The organism is Paraperibacillus marinus (genome assembly GCF_046237605.1).
Taxonomy (GTDB): domain Bacteria; phylum Bacillota; class Bacilli; order Bacillales; family DSM-1321; genus Paraperibacillus; species Paraperibacillus marinus.
Map to the genome: position 1 here is coordinate 1,484,863 of NZ_CP143542.1, position 17,223 is coordinate 1,502,085.

Annotated in this window: 22 protein-coding genes; 14 read left to right on the forward strand and 8 right to left on the reverse strand. The window is 47.3% G+C overall.

The annotated features are described in order from the left end of the window. Positions 1-9: 9 nt before the first annotated feature. The 3 genes from V1498_RS07515 (at position 10) to V1498_RS07525 (ending at position 2,633) form a co-directional block, all read left to right on the forward strand. A complete protein-coding gene (locus tag V1498_RS07515) occupies positions 10-840 on the forward strand; it encodes a protein phosphatase 2C domain-containing protein (RefSeq protein WP_409297940.1) in 831 nt (276 codons plus the stop codon). 181 nt (positions 841-1,021) lie between these two features. After that, positions 1,022-2,281 (forward strand): DNA polymerase thumb domain-containing protein, encoded by a 1,260-nt coding sequence (locus V1498_RS07520; protein WP_409297942.1) that lies wholly within the window; start codon positions 1,022-1,024, stop codon positions 2,279-2,281. Positions 2,282-2,297: 16 nt separating this feature from the next. Then, positions 2,298-2,633, forward strand: coding sequence for a YolD-like family protein (locus tag V1498_RS07525; RefSeq protein WP_409297943.1), 336 nt, complete (start codon positions 2,298-2,300; stop codon positions 2,631-2,633). A gap of 51 nt (positions 2,634-2,684) precedes the next feature. Here the strand turns inward: V1498_RS07525 and V1498_RS07530 are convergent, their stop codons facing one another. Then, a complete protein-coding gene (locus V1498_RS07530; RefSeq protein WP_409297945.1) occupies positions 2,685-2,936 on the reverse strand; it encodes a hypothetical protein in 252 nt (83 codons plus the stop codon). Positions 2,937-3,040: 104 nt separating this feature from the next. Beyond that, the gene (locus V1498_RS07535; protein ID WP_409293371.1) at positions 3,041-3,223 is read right to left on the reverse strand and encodes a CDGSH iron-sulfur domain-containing protein; all 183 of its coding nucleotides are present in this window, start codon (positions 3,221-3,223) and stop codon (positions 3,041-3,043) included. A 164-nt stretch (positions 3,224-3,387) separates the two neighbouring features. Between V1498_RS07535 and V1498_RS07540 the strand changes: the two genes are divergently transcribed. Further along, positions 3,388-3,717 (forward strand): iron-sulfur cluster biosynthesis family protein, encoded by a 330-nt coding sequence (locus tag V1498_RS07540; RefSeq protein WP_409297947.1) that lies wholly within the window; start codon positions 3,388-3,390, stop codon positions 3,715-3,717. Between the two features lie 135 nt (positions 3,718-3,852). Here the strand turns inward: V1498_RS07540 and V1498_RS07545 are convergent, their stop codons facing one another. From V1498_RS07545 to V1498_RS07555, 3 genes are all read right to left on the reverse strand, one after another. Next, positions 3,853-4,788 (reverse strand): DMT family transporter, encoded by a 936-nt coding sequence (locus V1498_RS07545; RefSeq protein WP_409297948.1) that lies wholly within the window; start codon positions 4,786-4,788, stop codon positions 3,853-3,855. An 86-nt stretch (positions 4,789-4,874) separates the two neighbouring features. Beyond that, positions 4,875-5,753, reverse strand: coding sequence for an alpha/beta fold hydrolase (locus V1498_RS07550; protein ID WP_409297950.1), 879 nt, complete (start codon positions 5,751-5,753; stop codon positions 4,875-4,877). After that, positions 5,750-6,685 (reverse strand): alpha/beta hydrolase, encoded by a 936-nt coding sequence (locus tag V1498_RS07555; RefSeq protein WP_409297951.1) that lies wholly within the window; start codon positions 6,683-6,685, stop codon positions 5,750-5,752. Before V1498_RS07555 ends, V1498_RS07550 begins: the two co-directional genes overlap by 4 nt. A 141-nt stretch (positions 6,686-6,826) precedes the next feature. Here V1498_RS07555 and V1498_RS07560 point away from each other — a divergent pair, with 141 nt between their 5' ends. Then, the gene (locus tag V1498_RS07560) at positions 6,827-7,093 is read left to right on the forward strand and encodes a YqkE family protein (protein ID WP_409297952.1); all 267 of its coding nucleotides are present in this window, start codon (positions 6,827-6,829) and stop codon (positions 7,091-7,093) included. Between the two features lie 241 nt (positions 7,094-7,334). Here the strand turns inward: V1498_RS07560 and V1498_RS07565 are convergent, their stop codons facing one another. Then, entirely contained in the window at positions 7,335-8,255 is a 921-nt protein-coding gene (locus V1498_RS07565; RefSeq protein ID WP_409297954.1) for an aldo/keto reductase, read from the reverse strand. A 103-nt stretch (positions 8,256-8,358) separates the two neighbouring features. After that, complete coding sequence (gene mciZ / locus V1498_RS07570) at positions 8,359-8,523, reverse strand: Z-ring formation inhibitor MciZ (RefSeq protein ID WP_409297956.1); 165 nt, start codon at positions 8,521-8,523, stop codon at positions 8,359-8,361. 73 nt (positions 8,524-8,596) lie between these two features. On the opposite strand from mciZ, the gene V1498_RS07575 reads away from it, so the two are divergent. Further along, positions 8,597-9,151: an NUDIX domain-containing protein gene (locus tag V1498_RS07575; RefSeq protein ID WP_409297958.1), complete on the forward strand. Its 555-nt coding sequence runs from the start codon at positions 8,597-8,599 to the stop codon at positions 9,149-9,151. Next, complete coding sequence (locus V1498_RS07580) at positions 9,148-10,314, forward strand: endonuclease Q family protein (RefSeq protein WP_409297960.1); 1,167 nt, start codon at positions 9,148-9,150, stop codon at positions 10,312-10,314. Before V1498_RS07575 ends, V1498_RS07580 begins: the two co-directional genes overlap by 4 nt. 45 nt (positions 10,315-10,359) lie before the next feature. Here the strand turns inward: V1498_RS07580 and V1498_RS07585 are convergent, their stop codons facing one another. Then, on the reverse strand, positions 10,360-10,923 hold the full coding sequence (locus tag V1498_RS07585; RefSeq protein WP_409297961.1) for a GNAT family N-acetyltransferase: 564 nt from the start codon (positions 10,921-10,923) through the stop codon (positions 10,360-10,362). Between the two features lie 138 nt (positions 10,924-11,061). Here V1498_RS07585 and spoIIM point away from each other — a divergent pair, with 138 nt between their 5' ends. From spoIIM to V1498_RS07620, 7 genes are all read left to right on the forward strand, one after another. Then, positions 11,062-11,715: a stage II sporulation protein M gene (gene spoIIM / locus V1498_RS07590; RefSeq protein ID WP_409297962.1), complete on the forward strand. Its 654-nt coding sequence runs from the start codon at positions 11,062-11,064 to the stop codon at positions 11,713-11,715. A 125-nt stretch (positions 11,716-11,840) separates the two neighbouring features. After that, the gene (locus V1498_RS07595; RefSeq protein ID WP_409297964.1) at positions 11,841-12,323 is read left to right on the forward strand and encodes a Fur family transcriptional regulator; all 483 of its coding nucleotides are present in this window, start codon (positions 11,841-11,843) and stop codon (positions 12,321-12,323) included. A gap of 127 nt (positions 12,324-12,450) precedes the next feature. Further along, a complete protein-coding gene (locus V1498_RS07600) occupies positions 12,451-12,678 on the forward strand; it encodes a YqzK family protein (protein ID WP_409297965.1) in 228 nt (75 codons plus the stop codon). A gap of 5 nt (positions 12,679-12,683) precedes the next feature. Beyond that, on the forward strand, positions 12,684-13,574 hold the full coding sequence (gene xerD, locus V1498_RS07605; RefSeq protein ID WP_409297967.1) for a site-specific tyrosine recombinase XerD: 891 nt from the start codon (positions 12,684-12,686) through the stop codon (positions 13,572-13,574). Positions 13,575-13,827: 253 nt separating this feature from the next. Continuing rightward, complete coding sequence (deoB, locus tag V1498_RS07610) at positions 13,828-15,027, forward strand: phosphopentomutase (protein WP_409297969.1); 1,200 nt, start codon at positions 13,828-13,830, stop codon at positions 15,025-15,027. 2 nt (positions 15,028-15,029) lie between these two features. Then, positions 15,030-15,845 (forward strand): purine-nucleoside phosphorylase, encoded by an 816-nt coding sequence (locus V1498_RS07615; RefSeq protein WP_409297971.1) that lies wholly within the window; start codon positions 15,030-15,032, stop codon positions 15,843-15,845. Between the two features lie 39 nt (positions 15,846-15,884). Next, complete coding sequence (locus V1498_RS07620; protein WP_409297973.1) at positions 15,885-17,189, forward strand: pyrimidine-nucleoside phosphorylase; 1,305 nt, start codon at positions 15,885-15,887, stop codon at positions 17,187-17,189. The last annotated feature ends 34 nt before the right edge of the window (positions 17,190-17,223 follow it).

A 17,223-nucleotide genomic window follows, 5' to 3' on the forward strand; every position in this document is an offset into this window, starting at 1 on the left:
GGCAAGCCCATGTCAGACACTCAAACATATCCCTTCAGCTGGTCGGGGAGCTCCCGGCATTTTTTGGACGAGCCCTCAGCCCAGGTGTATGAAGGAATGATAATAGGGCGGTATGGAGGATGCTCAGATGCAGGCGGCAGGAAGAATGAAGACGGCGCTCTCGCCTGGAGGGATTCGGGTCAGGATTGGGAATTTGCTGCTATCCTGGACGGCCACAATTCTTCAAGGAGCGTGGAGCTTGTGCTGTCCGCCGTCACAAGCCGCAGGGAACGCATTCTTGAAGCTCTTTCACAGCCCCTCAAGACTTCCTTTGCAGCTCTTGAATCTGTAATCTTATCCATTTTTCAAGACCCGGGTTTCCTGGAAAGCTGCAAACGAGTTCAGGGAGAGACGAGCTGCCTGCTCACAGCAAGGAAGGGCAAGTACATCTGGTGGTTATCCATTGGTGATAACACTTTGTATCTTTTTCATGATGAGCTTGCCGCATTCGGGCAGTTTCAGCTCACGAGCAGGAGCTTTTATGAATGGGTGGGCTTTGTCAACACCTTTGAGCTTGAAGTACCCTGCTATTCGACAGGGAGGAAGGAGCTGCGCAAAGGGAAAAATCATATCCTGCTGACAACCGACGGACTGCTTGAATGCCCGGACAATCCTTTCCCTGATCCCCCGTCCATCCGTGCTGAGTTCACCGGCGGGGATATTGAAAAAGGTGTGCAGGAGCTGCTTCAGACGGTCCATCGCCACCGGGGCACCGACAGCGCTACGGTCATTTCATGGGTAGTGGATATTACCCAGGATGCCTCCTATGCCAGTGACCAATTTAAAGATAAGTCCGTATGATTACACGGACTTATCTATTTTTTTGTGATAAAAAATATCTCTTCTCCTGCCTGTTTCCTCCAAATCGCCCTATATGTTGAAAACTGTAAGTAAATTTCCATTGAATGCGAACGTGTATTCGTTTAAGATTATGGGTATAATAACTCACGAACGTATATTCTGTTATTTTGGGGGGAAGGGCATGGTCGATTATAATACGCTGCCCAGGCAATCAATATTATGCATAGATATGAAAAGCTTTTATGCAAGCTGCTCTGCTGTGATGATGGGACTGGATCCCCTCGATTGCCATCTGGCGGTGGTAGGCGATACAAACCGTACCGGCAGTGTAGTACTCGCGGCGTCTCCCCGGATGAAAAAGGACTTCGGCATTAAAACGGGATCAAGGATGTTTGAGATCCCCACGGATCCCTGCATTCATGTGGTGGAACCAAAGATGGCTTCATACCTCAGGATTTCTACTGAAATCACGCGGCTGTTCCACAGATACGTCCCAAAAGAAGCCATTCATACCTACAGTGTGGATGAAAGCTTCCTCAAGGTGGACGGAGCTCTGCCCCTGTGGGGGGATGCACGTACAATCGCTAAAAAAATCAAGGATGAAATTGAAAGGGAGTTCCAGCTTCCCTGTGCAATCGGAATAGGGCCCAACCTGCTCCTGTCAAAGCTGTGCCTGGATCTGGAAGCAAAAAAGAAAGGCATCGCCGAATGGACATATGAGGATGTGGCACAGAAATTATGGCCGCTTTCCCCTTTGAGCGAAATGTGGGGAATCGGCAGGAGGATGCAGAAAAACCTGAACGCGATGGGGATTTTCACGGTCGGGCAGCTTGCCCATTTCAGCCGTGAAAAGCTTGAGGGCAAGTTCGGGGTCATGGGCAGCCAGCTGTACTATCATGCCTGGGGAGTGGATTTATCCGATATCGGGGCACCGATCATGGAAGGGCAGGTCAGCTTTGGGAAAAGCCAAATCCTCCTGCGGGACTATAAGGAAGAAAAGGAAATTAAGCATGTAATCCTCGAAATGTGCGAGGAAGTGGCAAGAAGGGCACGAACCCACCGGAAGGCGGGCAGGACGGTCAGCTTTGGGATCGGCTACAGCCAGGATGAATTCGGAGGGGGCTTTCACAGGTCGCGGACGGTGGAGGAGCCGACCAATATCACGATGGATCTGTATAAAGTCTGCCTGGATCTTTTTAAGGAAAATTACACCGGCAAAACAGTGAGGCAGATTTCCATTGCCCTTTCCAATATTGTCGATGACAGCGAAATGCAGCTTACCCTGTTCGATCCGAACCGCTGGAAAAAAAGGGAGCTGGGCTATACAGTCGATTCGCTGCGGAGGAAGTTCGGCTCCAAGGCGCTCCTGCGGGCAGTGTCCTATACAGACGCGGGTACCGCGGTTTATCGAAGCAGGCTGCTTGGCGGCCATAAAGCGTAAAAGGAGAGATGCAGAAATGATCAGAGACAGGGGAAGGATAAAATGGACCTCCATGATGCTGCCGGAGCATGTGAAGCTGCTGCGGGACTGGGCGCATGAGGACACCTTTGAGCAGCAGATCGAGCCGGATGAGCAGCAGTTCGAATATATGAACAGCATCATTGGGGAAGCAATGGAAGGGGGAAAGGGCGTTGCCATCACGTATTATGCGAACAAACGGCACAGCCTCGTGATGGGGACGATCCACTATTATAATGACTGGGAGAAGAAGCTGCATGTTGTAGACCGGTTCAATGACTTCCATTATTTGCGGCTTGCAGAAATAGTGGATGTACAGCTGGCGGAAGATTAATTGAAAGATTTGGATCAGCATTCCTCGAAATATGCTGCCCTGTGGAGCAGGCTATTTTCCGGAGAGGAAGCGCTGAAGAGAAATGGAATGCTCTTTTCGGCGGAACCTTGACTGAAAGAAACGATAGCCCTTATGGATGACAGGAGAGCTGGCCATGCTGCCTAAAGCGGCCATGAATTCATTGGCATAGGCTTTATCAAGGACAGCAAAGACAGCAGGTCCGCATAAGCCTTCTGTAATGAAAAATTTTTTTACCTGTGATCGGGTGACGGTGTGAAAAACGACTCTCGGTGCAGGTTTCATGAACAAGTCTCCTCATGGTAAGGGTTCTTCCTAACATATGCTGCATTCCGGCATTCATGAGAAAATAAAAAAGGAAGCTCACTCAAGGCTTCCTCCTCTTGCTGCTATTCCTTATTTTCGACACGTACGCGGGACTCGAAGTTTCCTTTGTGGGAAGCATCGCAATAAGGAAGATTATTGGACAGGCCGCAGCGGCATAGAGAGAAAGCCGGCTTTGAAGGAAACGCATTGCCCTCCATGTCAATCAATTCCACATCTCCTGTAACACGGAACCCCCCATTATCCATTACCTTGATCTGCACTTTTGACAAATATGATCCATCCCTTCAAGAATATTCATTATCAATGGTATCGCAAGTCGGGATATTTTTAAATGATTTTTAATTTTGTTAAACTGAAGAAGTAAATAATATGATGGCTGGATTGATTTCCTGCCGAAGGAGTTTTTTTCATGCTGGTTGAATGGACGGAAAAAGCGAAAAGCAAGATTGGTGAAAAAATCGGAGATTCTGCGGGATCCCTTAAATTAAAATACGATATCGACGGATGCGGATGCGCAGTGAGCGGGGTCACCGCCCTCTGGCTTGAGAGCAGTGCAGCTTCCGATGAACAGAAGCTCGAGACAAATGCAGGCCCCCTTTATATAGAAAGCTCCAAGGCGATATTCCTCGATGAAGAAATGAAGATTGACTATAATGAAGAAAGCAATAACTTCAGGCTTTCAAGCCCTAACCAGATCATTAATCCGCGGATGCGGTTCATCGATTATACAAAGAAATGAAAAGAATGCCGGCGCCCTGATGGGTGCCGGCATTTTTAATGCCTATAAAGCCATATCAGATGTCTGCCGTCGGTTTCTTTTCGGGATCCGTATCACTCCTGAAAACGTAGTACTGGGCAGCTTCTATCCCGGCAGCTAGGAAGCCTTCCCGGAGGACCCGGCATCTGCTGGTTTATCCTTGAATAAGTTGGTGCCGATAACGCCGAGGATAATCAGCGTCGAGCCGATGATATGATAGTAATATACCTTCTCGTTCAAGAAGGCTGCCCCGGCTATGATGGAAATGACCGTGGATAGATTAGAAAATACGCTCATCTGCGACGCCGGTATTTTTGAAAGCACAAAGTTGGACAGCAGGGAGGTGATGAAGGAAGCGAGAATACCAAGAAACAGGATGGCAGCCGCAAAGCCGGCATTTCCCCAAGGAGTGAACATGGCTTCTAAATCCCCGTTTCGCAGATGATTGATGACGGCAATGGCGTTAAAAAAGATAAATCCAACACCCAGCATGAAATAAGTGACCTCGAGGGGCTTGAAGGACTTTAACAGGTTCCGTGCCATAACTGAATAAGCAGCGATGGATAAACATGAAATCAAAAGGAAACCGAGGCCGCTCCAGTTGGCAAGCGAGACAGTGCTTCCTTTCATGAAGAAAATGAAAATGACTCCGCTTACAGACAAGAGAATGGAAGCTTTCTGGAGAAGTGTGGTTCGTTCCTTTAAAAATAATGAAGCCAGGACAGCGGTCAAAATTGGGATGACGGCAAAAAGAATACCTGCTTCAGAAGAAGGGACTGTTTTTAATCCATAAGCCTGGAAAAAAAAGAAAAAAGCCGGATAGAACACGGTAAGCGGCCAAAGCTTGTAAAGCGATTTCAGATTCAGCCTGACCTTGACCAATTTCAGGGAAGCCAGCAGGGCAAAGCCCAGAAAGCCGACGGAAAAGCGGGACGCCAAAACATCCATGGGATTCGATGGGCCTAGGGCTTTGACCGTAAACAGGAATGAGAGCCCGACAATCAGGGCATTCAAGAGGGCGCATACATAAGCCAGATAAATTCCATTCTTCATAAGCAACACATACTTTCAGTGGGATTGTTAACCTTATCGAATTATACGAATGCTCCGGAAAGCCCAGGTTGAGTCCTTGGGTTCTGTCAGTCAAGAAAATTAATGATTTCCCGGATGAATCTGTCAGTCTCCTCTAAATCAGGGAAATGGGCACTCTTGTTAAAGATCACAAGGCGGCTGTCAGGCAGAGCGTCGTGAATGATCTTTGAAATGGGAATTCCTGTATTTCTGTCAAAGGCGCCTGTAATGATCAAAGTCCGATGGAGAATGCCGCGGAGGCGGTGCTGAAGAGGGAGGGCCGGATCTCTTGTAACTGCCCTTGCCATCAGCCCGGTATTGATTAACCCGCTTTCGTCCCATAATGCCCGGTTTTTTTTGGCAATCTCCTGATCTTCAAATAACAGGGAGTCAACTGTATGGGCATCGGCGATTTCCCACACCTTATCATAGGCTTCAGAAATGGAGTGAGGGTCGTTCAGGATTCTCCGGATCCGTTCTGCAAGGTGCCGGTCAGCCACAGATAGAAAGCCGGCCAATTGAACCAGTTTGTTTGTATCGGATTTGATCAGGCTGGGACCTGAAAGGATGATAGTATGTATGCGCTCCCCGAGGGAAGAAGCAAATTCCAACGCCAATTCGCCGCCGAATGAATATCCGAGCAAATCAACTTTTTCCGCACCCAGCCAAGAAATCAATTCAAGGAAGTCCTGAGTGAGCAGGGAGATTGAGTAATCCTCTTCTGATGCGGGGGCTTCAGATCTCCCGCAGCCGCGCTGTACGTAATAAACAACGGTCCTTGAGCGGGCCAAGAGGCGGCCGGCTGTGCGCTCAAATGTGTAATGATTGCCTCCGGGCCCGCCGTGCAATATAAAAAGAGGAACAGTCCCATGACTGCTTCCTTCAACTTTTACCCAATGGGCAATGCCGTTAAATCGGGGACGGTGTTCGCCGTCTTCCCTTTTCATTCTGCTGCCCCTCCAGCTTTATCTTTAAATCCATATTCCTCCAGGAAGTCATCCACTGCAAGCTCATAATCCTTTTGATTTTCATTAAAGGATTGGGCATGGGCGCCTTTTGCAGCGATGAATAGCTTCTTGGGGCCCTGTTTTGCCTGGTAGAGATTGGAGCTCATTTCAGGGAGGATAAAAGTATCCAATTCACTGTGAATGAATAAGACCGGCTTCTTTATATGATCGATATACCTGGCAGGCGAGATTTCTTTTATGGAGAAGCCGGCGCGGAGTTTCAAGAATAGACTGCCGAATGGAAGCACCAGCCATGAAGGGATGGGCACCTCAGATTTGAGATTATGCTTCAGCTGTTGTGTGAAATCCGAAAATGGGCAGTCTGCAATATAAAAATCGGCCTGATCGCCAAGCATGCCGGCATACAGGAGCATGGTCACGGCTCCCATGGATTCTCCGTGGATGCCGATGGTGATGTCAGTGCCTTCGCGTTTCCGGAGTTCCGTTATGACCGTTTCAAGGTCATATTTTTCATAATGGCCATAGCTGCTTGAGATGCCCCCGGATTCTCCATGTCTCCGGTGGTCGTAGATGACGGCGTTGAAGCCCCTTTTTATGAACAGATTCATATATTTAATGGAGTTCATTTTGTTTTCAGTTATGCCGTGGCAAAACACCATCCACTTGTTTGAATGGTCATGCGGCTTCACAAACACACAGTGCAGCGGATACCCGAATGAAGAGGCAGCACGTACTTCAGTCTTGGGGAGCAGTTCGTACTCATTGGCTATATAGCGTTTTGCCTTCGTTTCACGCTCGAGGATGAAGTTATCTTCTTTCTTTTTCATGTACATCACGCGATTCGAGAAATAGAGGCCGATTCCGAGTGCGTAGCCAAGGAATCCAGCCGGAATGAGCCACCATTTTTTCATGAAGATTGCCTCCTGGATAAAGAATTGGATGAACAAAATAATTCTACCACAAAATGGCGGAGGAAAAGGCGGCTGCAGGGCTTCTGACAAAATATCGGAAGCCGAAGCATGGTACAATAGAGACGTAAGGGAGGCATAACCATGAAAAAGAGAAAAAAACATAACCAAGCTCATGCCGGAAGTCAGCGTAAGGAAGCGGACTCAGGCCAGATCACACTGGGTGATATGATTAAAGGCGATATGCTGTCAAAGCTTAAAGAAACACATAGTGAGCTTGAAAAGGAGAGGCATGCTGCCCTGCTAAAAGAAGAAGAGCGCAAGCGGGAAGAAAGGAAGCAGCGGGAGAAAAATAAGAGCTTTGAGGAGCTGCTGAATGAAAGCAATACGGATTGGCGGAAGTTTAAATAAGAGGTAAGACCGGCACCAGCTTGGTTGGTGCATTTTTTGTGTCCGGAAATGCCCTGTGTCAGCGGCGACCTGCCAAGCTGAGATCCAAACTCGTCATTTTACTATCCGCACTGGCAAGTTTACCCGCCGTTCCACATGCTGAAATAAACTTCCAAAAAATCAGAATAGACGGCACAGCAAAGCCCGGGAAAACGGCCATTCTCCCGGGGCTGTGTTTTTGGACCTATCAGTCCAACCTTATTCAGCGGTGTTCGCGATAGATTTCTGCCTTGCTGATGGCTTTGATCCCGCGCACCTCTGCTTCATTCAATGGTCTGCTGTTTGCGGCGCTGATGTTCTGCTCCAGCTGTTGTGCAGAGCTTGCACCAGGTATGCAGGCAGCAACGGCTGGGTGGGCGAGGACATATTGCAGGGCAACTTCATTCATGGAACGCCCTTCAAAGAGGCCGTTCAATTCACGGAGCGCCGTTTCCAATTCCTCGAAGCTGTAATATAGGTACCCATCCTTCTTAATCTTGTCCGAAGCTTTATCAAGCATTTTATCAGTCAGCAGCCCTTTGGCAACAGGGCCGCGGGCAATGATGCTGACTCCCTGTTTTTCAAAGTCCGGCATCAGTTCCTCAGGGCGCCGGTCAAGGATGCTGTATTGCATCATATTGGATGCGAGGCCTTTGGCATTCTTTAAAAATCTCTCAATAACATTGGGCCTGATGGAGGAGATTCCGTAATAGCGTATATAGCCCTCCCGAACGAGTTCCTCAAAGGCTTCGATCGTTTCCTCGGCCGGGTCTTCGATGGTCCCGCCATGCAGCTGGTATAAATCAATGTAATCGGTCTGGAGACGGCGAAGGCTGTCTTTTACAGCAGACTTGATGTAGGCCTTGGACGGGTCCCAGCTCCAGCCGTCCCTGCTTTCGTTCCAGCGGTTGCCGACTTTGGTCGCTATGATCACCTTGTCCCGGACGGACTTTAGTGCCTTTCCTACAAATTCTTCGTTTTGGCCTCCATCATAAAGGTCGGCTGTATCGAAATAGTTGATGCCGGCATCAAGTGCAGTGCCAATGATCTTTTCAGCATTTTCATATTGATTTCCAAGCGACATGCAGCCAAGGCCGATCTTGCTGACATATAGCTCTGAGTTTCCTAACCTGCGTGTTTCCATAGATATCCGCCCCTTTTAATAGCATTCCTACATATGTATTTACCCAATATTTTATGCTTCAGTGTGAAAATGCACAAATAATTGGGCGGATGCACGAGGAAGTTTACTTGATCAGTTTGAGCCCGGGCTTCTGGCGGGCACTGCCTTGAACAGAAGAAATCCAGTCTGACAAATTGGCATGCTGTGCGGCGTATTCGGCAAGCTTCCGGCGGATCTCCCACGACTTGCCAGCCATTGTGACGCTTTTGTCTGTTACATAAACCTTCATTGGACAACCTCCTAAACCAGTTATGGTAAAATGTATGAACAAGCCAAATGCGATTAGAACTGGGAGTGTAATGATGAAGAACTTAGAAGAAAAAACCTTAGGGACCAAAGAAATATTTTCCGGCAGGGTTATTTCGCTTCAAGTGGATGAAGTAGAACTGCCAAACGGCAGGACGAGCACCAGGGAAATCGTTAAACATCCCGGTGCAGTAGCTATTATTGCCATAACTGCAGAAAATAAAATTGTCCTTGTGGAACAGTACCGCAAAGCGATGGACCGAATTCTTGTCGAGATTCCAGCCGGGAAGCTGGAGCCTGGGGAAGATCCGCTTTCAACAGCTGTCCGCGAACTTGAAGAGGAAACTGGCTATGAGTGTGAACATATGGATTATTTAACAGCCTTCTATACGTCCCCTGGATTTGCGGATGAAATTGTCCATGTGTATTTAGCCGCCGGACTGCAGAAGAAAGTCAATGCAGCAGCGCTGGATGAGGATGAATTTGTGGAGGTATTGGAACTGACGCTTGAAGAGATGATTCAGTACATGAAGGAACAGAGGATATATGATGCTAAGACAGTATATGCAGTACAATATTTACAGCTTAAGGAGGCAGCGCTGAAGCAATGAATAAGTATTTTGCAGACCTGCACATTCATATAGGAAGAACAAGGGCAGGCAGGGCTGTCAAAATCACGGGGGCCAGGACCCTGACTCTATCAAATATACTGGATACCGCTGCCTATACGAAGGGACTGGATATCATCGGGATCATCGATGCCCATTCACCGGGTGTGCTGGATGAATTGGAGGAAATGACGGCAGGGGGCAGTCTTGAATCCATTTTCGGCGGCGGCCTGAAGTACCGGGACCTGGTGCTGATACCGGGAACGGAGATTGAAATATATGATGAAAACTGCAGTGGGCCGATACATATACTGGCTTACTTCCCGAATCTTGAGTCAATCAGAGAGTTTTCAGGATGGATGGAAAAGCATCAGAAAAATATTCATTTAAGCTCACAGCGCATCTATGTGAATGCTGTCATTCTGCAGCAGAAGGTGAAAGAGCTGGGAGGGCTGTTTATCCCGGCCCATATCTTCACCCCCTTCAAGAGCCTGTTCGGCAGGGGAGTACGTGTGAGTCTTCAGGAGGTATTTGACCCTGACCTGATAGATGGGGTAGAACTCGGGCTGAGCTCTGATACAGCCATGGCCCAGGGAATAAAAGAACTGGAGCCATATGCATTTTTAACGAATTCCGATGCGCATTCACTTGGGAAAATAGCAAGGGAATACCAGGCACTAAGGTTATTGAGGGCGAGCTTTGAGGAGCTGTCCCTGGCACTGAAGGAGAAGGACGGCCGGGGAGTAGCGGTGAACTACGGACTGAATCCGCTTCTTGGAAAATATCATGACACAGTCTGTGCCAAATGCCATGCCAAAAAGACGGGTAATGAAACTGTCTGCACAGAATGCCAAAGTTCTTCATTCATTAAAGGGGTCTCACAGAGGATTGAAGAAATAAAGAACTATTTCCCCAATCCATCCCCGGGAAAGAGGCCGCCATATATTCACCAGGTGCCGCTGGAGTTCATCCCAGGGCTCGGTCCCAGGATGAGGGAAAGGCTTCTTTCGGCATTCGGGACCGAAATGGGAATCCTGCATGAAGCCAGTCTGGCTGACCTGAAAGATACCGTACCTGCCAGGATAGCAGAATATATCGATCTGGCGAGGAAGGGCGGCCTCAACATAGAATCAGGCGGTGGAGGCACCTACGGTAAGGTCAAATAGAATAATGAATAAGAAAGGACAGAAGCTGCGCTTCTGTCCTTTACGTTATTTTACAGTTTTAGCGAACACACAAGTATCCCTGACATTTAGGCCGTCCGCGCTTAAGGAGTCATTCTTCAGGACGCCTTCGAGCTGAAAGCCGAGTTTTTCAGGAATTCGCCGGCTTGCCGCATTTTCAGGATCACATCGTATTTCCACCCGTTTCGCACTGAAGTATTCAAAGGCAAAGGATGTCAAGCCTTTGACTGCCTCTGTCATATATCCCTTTTTAGCCCAGCGTGAATCAATCCAGTAGCCAATCTCGAACTTGGGGATATTCCAATTCATTCTATGTAAGCCGGTGCTGCCGATAAATCGGTCATCTTCTCTCCTATATATGTGCAGGCGGATATCTTCCCTGGCAATAAACTTGGCGTAAGACCTCCGGACACTTTCTTCTGACTCTTCACGCGTCATTGGCTTCTGGGCAAAAGGCAGCCACGGGGCAAGCTCTCCCCTGGAAGCTTCCACCGCTTCAAAAACTGCACCTCCGTCCCCTGGCTGGCAGGGCCGTATATAAAGCCTTTCTGTTTCAATCCTTTCAGGGAAATCTAGTAAAACGGCGTTCATAGACATTCACACTCCCATACGGTAAATTGCTAGAAATTATACCACAGCATCCGCTCATTTTATATATTTTTTCCCAGCGAGTAATAAGAGAGGCTTACCTTCCATACAATTTACTAAGAATATCGGGGGGAAGATATAATGAAGAAAAAATCCATGATAACATTCACTCTACTAAAACATGTTAAAGAGAATTCTTCACTCTATTTATTCATCACCATTTTGTTTCTTATGGGAGTCATCTTCGGAGCCATCATCGTAAACAGCTTGAACTTGAATCAGAAGGATGACCTATTCTATTATCTCTCGCAATTTTTCGGACAGGTTAAGCAGGGAAGGATTGACCACTCGGAAGGGATGTACTGGCAGACGGTCAATCATAATGTCAAGTATATCGGGCTTATCTGGATATTGGGCATTTCGATCATCGGCCTGCCCATCATTCTGGTTCTATTGTTTCTGAAAGGGATGGTGGTCGGATTCACTGTAGGGTTCCTGGTGAATCAGATGGGCTTTAACGGGTTTTTGCTGGCATTTGTCTCTATTTTCCCGCAAAACATATTCATAGTGCCGGTATTCATCCTGATAACAGCTATGGCACTCTCGCTGTCCATTAAAATTATCCGGAGGCTGTTCATGAAACAGCTGAGGGATCCGCTGAAGCCGGTCATCATTAAGTACTTCCTGTCCTTCACCTGTGCGGTGGCTGTCTTACTTGCGGCGGGAGCGATTGAAACCTATCTGTCCCCGCAGCTTATGAAAAATGTGGTCAGCCTGGTGGGGAATGAAAAATAGATCCAAATTATAATAATTCTAAATAATTATAAATAATTGAAGAGCTTATTTATAATAATTATATTTTGACACTCCTCTTTCATTTGATATAATAAAAAAGACAGCGGCGAGGGAGGGGAAAAGCTATGGAAAGCAGGATTGAACGAATAAAAAAACTGTTGCACTCGTCCAGTTATAAGTTAACACCTCAAAGAGAAGCTACCGTCCGGGTTTTGCTTGAAAACGAAGAGGATCATTTAAGTGCAGAAGATGTATACCTCCTAGTGAAAGAAAAATCGCCAGAGATCGGATTAGCCACTGTATACCGTACACTGGAACTATTAACTGAGCTTAAAATTGTCGATAAAATAAATTTTGGTGATGGAGTTTCCCGCTATGATCTGAGGCAGGAAGGGGCCGCCCACTTCCATCATCATTTAGTATGCATAGAATGCGGTGCCGTTGATGAGATACAGGAAGACCTCCTCGAGGACGTTGAGGAAGTGGTTGAACGCAATTGGCACTTCAAAATCAAGGACCACCGGTTAACCTTCCACGGCATCTGCCATAGATGCCAGGCGAAGCATGAAAATAAAGATGACAGCACACCAGCCATAAACCTTACATAAGCCTTTTCCTCACACGGAAAAGGTTTTTCGCATCCGCATAAGCCATGGGGTTCAGCCTCTATTTTATGTATAAAATTCAGCTCCCTGGGCATAGATTGAATTAGCTGAATAAATGGAGGGCTGTCCTATGAAATACTCAGTCGATTTACTTTTCAATACGGCAAAGGTATTTTTATTATTTGTCAGTTTCACTGTCCTTTTTTATTTTGGGATGGTATGGCTGAATCAGGAATATGAGAATTATCATCGTTATGATGAACCAAAAGGGACGGCTGTCAAAGTGTCGGGCTCAGTCCATTCTGAGGGAGGGAGATGGATGGACCGGCTGCTGCTGTTCTATAAGAATGGAGAGTAAAAAGCATGCAGGACCAGATAAAAGATTTTCTTCATTTCCTGACCGTAGAAAAAGGCCTGTCTAAGAATACGACAGTCTCCTATGAACGGGACCTCAAATCTTATATGAAGTATTTAGTCAATGTTGAACAGATTGGGGATTGGAATGACTGTCAGCGCGCCAATATTGTCCACTTTCTCTCTTTCCTGAAAGGACAGGGGAAGTCGTCGAAAACATTGGCCCGCCATGTAGCTTCCATTCGTTCCTTCCATCAGTTCCTGCTGCGTGAAAAAGTGTCGGGGCATGATCCTTCCGTCCATATAGAGAGCCCACAGCTTGAAAGAAGCCTCCCGAAGGTCTTGAGCATGGAAGAGGTGGAGGCACTGCTCGAAGCACCGGAAACCAATTCTCCCCTTGGCCTCAGGGACAAAGCAATGCTCGAGGTCCTGTACGCAACCGGTATGCGGGTCAGTGAGCTCATTTCGCTTGAGCTGACAGATGTACATACAGATATGGGGTTTGTCCGCTGCGTCGGCAAGGGCAGCAAGGAAAGGATCATTCCAATTGGACAGGCTGCCCTGTCGGCTATAGAGGATTATCTGAATAAGGGCAGGGATGTTCTTATGAAAAAGAACCGGAATGACTTTCTGTTCCTTAATCATCACGGCAATAGGCTGACACGGCAGGGATATTGGAAAATCCTCAAGAAACTGGCAGAGGAAGCCAGGATTGAAAAGGAACTGACTCCGCATACACTCAGGCATTCATTTGCCACGCACCTGCTTATGAACGGTGCAGATTTAAGGGCAGTCCAGGAAATGCTTGGACATGCGGATATTTCGACCACCCAGATATACACGCATGTTACAAATGTGAGATTAAAAGAGGTATATACCAAATTCCATCCGAGGGCATGACTTCCTCCGGATAAGCGGCCATTAGAAAATGGCTGCTTTTTTCGTGGTCTGGCAGGTTTTTGTGAACAGGAATCGAACAAATAAAGAATAAGGGAAGAGTTTTAATAGATTTTCATTGTGATAAACAGTCACCTTCGTATAAAATGAGGTTGTCAGACTTCTGACGAATACATAAATGAATCCGGTTAATTTATGAGCATGCGGGTAACATAACAGTATTTACGCTTATAATTAATAGTTGGAGGAGAAATATATGGAGAAGAGTAAACGCTTTAATAGGGTTTTTTTGATCGTAATGGATTCGGTGGGAATCGGTGAAGCACCCGATGCTGCAAAATTTGGTGATGAAGGCGCCGATACCATCGGGCATATAGCGGAACGGATGGACGGTCTCCACATGCCGGTAATGGGGAGCATGGGACTCGCCAATATCCGGCCGATCAAAGGAATAGATGCAGCCCAAACTCCGCTTGCTTACTTTGGGAAAATGCAGGAAGCTTCTAACGGAAAAGACACCATGACAGGACACTGGGAGATCATGGGCCTCAATATACAAACTCCATTCCAGGTGTTTCCTGACGGCTTTCCCGACACTCTGATTTTGGAGCTTGAGAAGAGGACAGGAAGAAAAATAATCGGCAATAAGCCTGCAAGCGGAACAGAGATCCTGGATGAGCTGGGCAGGGAGCATATGGAAACAGGGGCGCTGATTGTTTATACATCTGCGGATTCCGTACTTCAGATTGCAGCGCATGAAGAAATTGTACCGCTTGAGGAGCTTTATCATATTTGTAAAATAGCCCGTGAGATGACGATGAATGATGAGTTTATGGTTGGAAGGATCATTGCAAGGCCGTTTATTGGTGAGGCAGGAAGCTTTAAAAGAACGCCGAACCGCCATGACTATGCCCTGAAGCCATTTGGCCGTACAGTCATGAATGAATTGAAGGATGCCGGCCTGGATGTCATTTCTATCGGAAAAATCTCAGATATCTATGATGGCGAGGGAATCACCGATTCGTTGCGGACAACTTCCAATATGGATGGAATGGACAAGCTGAACCAGACCCTCGATATGGATTTCACAGGGATAAGCTTTTTAAATCTGGTTGACTTTGATGCTGCTTTCGGCCACAGAAGGGACCCGATCGGCTATGGGGAAGCACTTCAGGAATTTGATGCAAGACTTGAGGAAGTGCTTGATAAGCTGAAGGAAGACGATTTATTGATCATTACGGCTGATCACGGGAACGACCCGGTTCATCACGGAACGGACCATACCCGGGAGTTCGTGCCATTGATTGTATATTCCAAGCAGTTTGAGGCCGGAAGGGAACTGCCGCTTAGAAACACTTTCGCGGATATAGGCGCTTCGATTGCAGAAAACTTCGGGGTAAGTATGCCGGAGCATGGAACCAGCTTCATGGCAGAATTAAAGGGGAAGGTGGAATAATCATGTATGAGAAAATCAATCAAGCAGCAGATTATTTAAAGGAAAAACTTTCAGGCACACCTGAAATCGGCTTAATACTTGGTTCGGGGCTTGGCGTCCTGGCAGATGAGATTGAAGATGCCGTGAAAATTCCTTATGGGGAAATCCCTAACTTCCCGGTTTCTACCGTGGAAGGCCATGCCGGGCAGCTGGTCTCTGGCACACTTTCTGGCAAGAAGGTCATCGCCATGCAGGGCAGGTTCCACTTTTATGAGGGCTATGACATGGGCCAGGTGACGTTCCCGGTCAGAGTCATGAAGCTGCTTGGTGTAGACAAAATGATCGTGACAAATGCTGCTGGCGGAGTGAATCAGGACCTGAGTGCCGGAGATTTAATGATCATAACGGATCATATCAATTTCACCGGGACAAGTCCGCTGATTGGCCCAAATGATGCCGAATTTGGGGTAAGATTCCCTGATATGTCTGAAGCTTATTCCAAGGAATATCAGGAAGTGGCTAAAAAGGCAGCAGAAGCACTGAATATACCAATTAAAGAAGGCGTCTACCTTGGATTGTCAGGACCAGCTTATGAAACTCCTGCCGAAGTGCGGATGGTGAGGACCCTCGGCGGAGATGCTGTCGGCATGTCTACGGTACCTGAAGTCATCATTGCACGCCATTCGGGCATATCGGTCCTCGGGATTTCCTGCATAACCAATATGGCTGCGGGCATCCTGAATCAGCCGCTTTCACATGACGAAGTAATTGAAACCACTGAAAAAGTAAAAGCTGATTTTCTGAGCCTGATCAAAACAATAGTAAAAGAACTTTCATAATACTTGTATTAGAGAAAATAAACTGAAGCGGTGATAAAGATGAGAATGGTAGACTTAATTGAGAAAAAGAGAAACGGTGAAGAGCTCTCAAATGAGGAAATAAAGTTCATCATAAAAGGATACACGGATGGATCGATTCCGGATTATCAGATGAGTGCTTTATCCATGGCGATTTATTTCAAGGACATGACCGGGCAGGAACGTGCCGATCTTACCATGGCCATGGTTGAATCGGGAGACCAGATCGATTTGAAGGGAATTAAGGGTGTTAAAGTGGATAAGCATAGCACAGGCGGAGTAGGAGATACAACTACCCTGGTGCTTGGACCTCTTGTCGCTGCTCTTGGGGTGCCGGTGGCAAAAATGTCCGGCCGCGGCCTTGGACATACTGGCGGAACGATCGACAAGCTTGAATCTGTAGCTGGTTTCCACGTGGAAATTGAAAATAAGGAATTCATTGAACTTGTAAATAAAAATTCAATCGCAGTCATCGGGCAGAGCGGCAATCTTACTCCAGCGGACAAAAAGTTATATGCGCTCCGCGATGTAACCGCCACTGTTGACAGCATCCCGCTGATTGCCAGTTCCATCATGAGCAAGAAGATTGCGGCCGGAGCGGACGCCATCGTACTTGATGTTAAGACTGGTGCCGGAGCCTTCATGAAAACGATTGAAGATTCCAGGGCACTTGCCGGTGCCATGGTCGGAATCGGCAATAACGTAGGCCGCAAAACCATGGCTGTCATTTCAGACATGAGCCAGCCGCTTGGGTTTGCCATCGGGAACGCGCTTGAAGTGAAAGAAGCGATTGATACCTTGAAAGGTGAAGGTCCTGAAGATTTAACAGAACTGTGCCTGGCGCTGGGAAGCCACATGGTGCTTCTGGCCGGTAAGGCAGATACCCTTGAAAATGCACGGAATCAATTGCTTGCAGCCATGAAGGATGGCTCTGCACTTGAAACCTTCAAGACATTCCTTGCTTCCCAGGGAGGGGACGCTTCTGTAGTCGATAATCCGGACAAACTTCCGCAGGCAAGCTTCAAGATTGAAGTGGCTGCAGAGGAAGATGGATATGTTTCCGAGATGACCGCTGATGAAATCGGTACGGCAGCCATGCTGCTTGGTGCGGGGAGAGCGACTAAGGAATCAGAAATCGACCTGGCAGTGGGCCTTATGCTTAATAAAAAAATTGGTGATGAAGTGAAAAAGGGAGATTCACTTGTTACCATTTACAGCAATACAGAAGATGTTGAAAAAGTAAAAGGAATTCTGCTTGAAAACATCAAGCTTTCAGCGAACCCGGTACCTAAGCCAACCTTGATTTACGAAGAAATTACCCAATAACCTATCAAGACTGGCGGATAGGCCAGAAAAGCCC